Origin of the sequence: Paracoccus sp. (in: a-proteobacteria) (assembly GCF_039808215.1) — a bacterium.
Taxonomy (GTDB): Bacteria; Pseudomonadota; Alphaproteobacteria; order Rhodobacterales; family Rhodobacteraceae; genus Paracoccus.
This window is the reverse complement of the sequence record NZ_JBDHSP010000157.1, coordinates 1-2,755: the sequence shown is the minus strand read 5'-3', so window position 1 is coordinate 2,755 and position 2,755 is coordinate 1. Positions and strand designations below refer to the sequence as shown.

Below are 2,755 nucleotides of genomic sequence, written 5' to 3'. Positions count from 1 at the left end.
GGCCAGCCCCTTTCCATGGTGGGCGGCGCGCGCATGGGCTGGATCACGGGCGTTTTCAGCTTCGCCATTGCCACCATCTTCTTCACCCTCAGCGTGGTGATGCTCTCAAGCAAGGGCGGATTCGTCGAACTGTTCCGCCAGCAGTTGCAGGGCCGCACCGGCAGCAGCGAGGCGGAGATTCAGCAGTTTCTCCAGTTGCTCCAGAGCCCGGCCGGTTTGACGACGGTCCTGTTGCTGGTGCTCGCCATGCTCTTTGTTCTCTTCACCGTGTTCCCCACTCTCGGCGGCGCGCTCGGCGCGAAGATGCTCGAAAGGGACCGCGCTTGATCCTTACCGTGACCGCGAATCCGGCCATTGACCGGAACCTGACCGTCGATCAGCTTGTCTTCGAGGATCGGGCCTATATCCTCCAATCGCAGGAATCCGCCGGCGGCCGCGGCATCAATGCCAGTTTCGTCATCCACTCGTTCGGCGGAAAGACCACGGCCGTGGCGGTCGCCGGCGGCGAGACCGGACAGCGTCTGAAGCAGATGCTCAACGGCTGTGGCTTCACGGTGGACGCTGTCGAAGTGCGGGCGCCCACCCGCATCAACATGAACATCTCCGACCGCCATGGCCTCACCATCAAACTGAATGAACGAGGCGCCGCCATCACGCCCGAGGATGTGCGGCGTGTCGAGGAGGCGGTTTCGCGCCGCCTGCCCGAAGCCCGCTGGTTGATGCTCTGCGGAAGCCTGCCCCCTGGTGTCCCTCCGGATCTCTACGCGCGGCTCATCACCAACGCCCGGCGGTTGGGCGTGAAAACGCTCCTCGATACCGACGGCGAACCGCTCGAAGCCGGCATCGAGGCCGCGCCCACCGTGGTCGCCCCGAACCAGCAGGAAGCCGAGAGGCTGTTGAACAAAGCGCTCCTCACCCGCATCCAGTATCTCGACGGCGCCGAGCGGATTCGCATGATGGGCCCTGAAATGGTGGTGCTCTCGCTTGGCAGCCGCGGCTGTGTGGGAGCCCGCGAAGGCCAGGTGGTCGAGGCCATTCCTCCCCGCGTCGATGTAGTCTGCCCCATCGGTTCGGGAGACGCGCTTGCCGCCTCCTTCACCTGGGCCATGCTCCGCAAGGACGATTTTGTGGATGCGCTCCGCTGGGGCGTCGCCGCCGGAACAGCTTCCGCAACCTTTCCCGGAGTGACCTTCGCCGGCTTCGATGCCACGAAAAAGGTCTACGATCAGGTCCAGATTCGCGACAATCCCCGTTAGCGCTCCGCCTCGCTTTTTGGCGCGTGGCCGGCCGAAGTCGCCGTCAGATCCTGCCGTGAGTATCGCGGCATGCTCACGTAACCCCGCACATGGTTCTTTGTGATCTGGTTGACGACCAGTTCGAGAGGCTGCGAACCTCCACCGGGCGTCAGGTACACGGGTTCGTACAGATTCACACTCTTCTTCTGGAGCTTCACATCGTCCACGATCATCTCCATGTCATAGCGTTTGTGCTTGGTGTCGGCCTTGCGCAGCGCCAGGCTTACCTGCCCCACCCGCTGGAACTGCTTCGACTTGTCCAGTTGAAACTCGGTGTAGGTCCGCTCACCGCGCTTCTGTAAAGCCACCAGTTCCTCATGTGTCCGCGCGATCGAGCCGCCCAGGTCATCCCTTGCGGCATTCAGCCGGCTCTCGAGTTCCGCGCGGTTGCGGTCCACCTCCTGCTGGGTTCTCGCCAGCTTCTCAGCCTGTTCCGACAGTTGCCCCTGCAACTGCTTCAATCTCGGGTCCTCGGGCGGAGCCGCCGGGCGGCGCGCCGCCCTGGGAGCCGGAGCGCGCCGCGCCGCGATAGTCCTGTGCGCCGGCGCGGGTTGGGCAACAGCGGCGGGCTCCGGCGCAGGTTTTTCCCGTTCCTTCACCGCTTGCGCGGTCTGCTGCTGCGCCGCCGCGAGGCTCGCCAGTTGACCCGAAAGCGACTGGATCTGCTTCTGCATCTCGACCATCCCGGCGGTCATCTCCTTCCGCCGTTCCTCGAGCTGCGTCTTCTGGCTGTGCTCCCGCCATCCGAATCCAATGGCAATGGCAGCCGCCATCACCGCCGCCACCAAAGGCCATGCCGGACGCACTCCGGCGGGCGAATCGTCTTCGCGATGCATGATGTCTCCTTCTCCCCGTTCCTGCGGCAAGTCGAATGCCGTTTGGACAGGTTCTGGAACTGCCTTTCAACAGAAGGAGTTACAAAGACGCCTTGGCCGCGCCCCGACGCCGGCATGGAAGAAATTACACGGCGCGCCCAGCCGTCATTTCGCGTACTGAATCGTATAGCGGTCGCTGAACCGCGAGGAAGTCCCGTCCAGCTCGACGTGGTCCACCCTGCCCGCGCTGGTCAGGTAGACCCTTCCCCGGGCTGTCGCCCCCGCGCTCCCGAACCCATTGTTGATCTCGATATCCACCGCGTTGCCGCCGCTCGTCCAGCGTCCCGTCAGCGTGAATACCTCGCTCGAGTACACGGTGAACTCCGCCTCGCCCCCCGAGCGCAGATTCACACGCATGCGGCTGATCGGGTAGTCTTTGTTTCCCAGCCGGAACGTGCCCGTGCCCTGGAACGTTTCATCCGTCCCTCCAAAGCTCGCGCTCGCCGCGCGCCCCGAACCGCGAGAACCGCCCAGGCTCGGCAGGATTCCCCCGCTCGTCCGCGGAGTGCCGAATTCGTTGTTCGGCTGGCCGAAACCTCCCGCCGGCTGGCCGAAACCTCCGGACGGCTGGCCGAAACCTCCGCT

Annotated in this window: 4 protein-coding genes; 2 read left to right on the top strand and 2 right to left on the bottom strand. The window is 64.5% G+C overall.

The features are described 5' to 3' along the window. Positions 1–327, top strand: a 327-nt coding sequence (locus tag WMK75_RS18930) for a hypothetical protein (protein ID WP_347269124.1), incomplete at its 5' end; no start/stop codon positions are given. After that, positions 324–1,256: a 1-phosphofructokinase family hexose kinase gene (locus WMK75_RS18925; RefSeq protein ID WP_347269123.1), complete on the top strand. Its 933-nt coding sequence runs from the start codon at positions 324–326 to the stop codon at positions 1,254–1,256. The genes WMK75_RS18930 and WMK75_RS18925, both read left to right, overlap by 4 nt. Here WMK75_RS18925 and WMK75_RS18920 read toward each other — a convergent pair. Beyond that, the gene (locus tag WMK75_RS18920) at positions 1,253–2,131 is read right to left on the bottom strand and encodes a hypothetical protein (RefSeq protein ID WP_347269122.1); all 879 of its coding nucleotides are present in this window, start codon (positions 2,129–2,131) and stop codon (positions 1,253–1,255) included. The genes WMK75_RS18925 and WMK75_RS18920 overlap by 4 nt on opposite strands. Before the next feature lie 144 nt (positions 2,132–2,275). Next, positions 2,276–2,755: hypothetical protein (locus WMK75_RS18915; protein ID WP_347269121.1), on the bottom strand; the 480-nt coding region annotated here is incomplete at its 5' end.

Bases quoted from the DNA above. Each gene is read 5' to 3' on its own strand.
- WMK75_RS18920 (WP_347269122.1), bottom strand. From the start codon at position 2,131: ATGCATCGCGAAGACGATTCGCCCGCCGGAGTGCGTCCGGCATGGCCT.